Here is a 660-nt window from a genome sequence, read left to right as displayed (position 1 = left end):
ATCCGCTAGCCGAATCTGAGGTGTGATGAGGAGCTCAATAGAGCGAAGTAACTGATTCCACGCTGCCAAGAAAAGCCTCTATGGAGGAAGCAAGTGCCCGTACCGCAAACCGACACAGGTAGGTGAGGAGAGAATCCTAAGACCATCGGAAGAACTGCTGTTAAGGAACTCGGCAAATTGACCCCGTAACTTCGGGAGAAGGGGTGCCTACGCAAGTAGGTCGCAGAGAATAGGCCCAAGCAACTGTTTAGCAAAAACACAGGTCTCTGCTAAAGCGAAAGCTGATGTATAGGGGCTGACGCCTGCCCGGTGCTGGAAGGTTAAGGGGAATGCTTAGCGCAAGCGAAGGTATGAACTTAAGCCCCAGTAAACGGCGGCCGTAACTATAACGGTCCTAAGGTAGCGAAATTCCTTGTCGGGTAAGTTCCGACCCGCACGAATGGCGTAATGATTTGGGCACTGTCTCAACAGCAAATCCGGCGAAATTGTAGTACCAGTGAAGATGCTGGTTACCCGCGATTGGACGGAAAGACCCCGTAGAGCTTTACTGTAGTTTAGCATTGAGTTTCGGTATTGTCTGTACAGGATAGGTGGGAGGCTGAGAAACAGGACCGTCAGGTTCTGTGGAGCCATCCTTGGGATACCACCCTGACAGTACTG

At 51.4% G+C, this 660-nt stretch carries 1 rRNA gene; it reads left to right on the top strand.

Going from position 1 to position 660, the window contains the following annotated elements:
• Positions 1-660, top strand: a 23S ribosomal RNA gene (locus ABDZ93_RS19990); the annotation flags it as partial.

This window comes from Clostridium subterminale, from assembly GCF_039521425.1.
GTDB classification, from domain to species: domain Bacteria; phylum Bacillota; class Clostridia; order Clostridiales; family Clostridiaceae; genus Clostridium_J; species Clostridium_J subterminale.
Note: the sequence above shows the minus strand (reverse complement) of the source record. Positions and strands in the feature narration are given on the sequence as shown.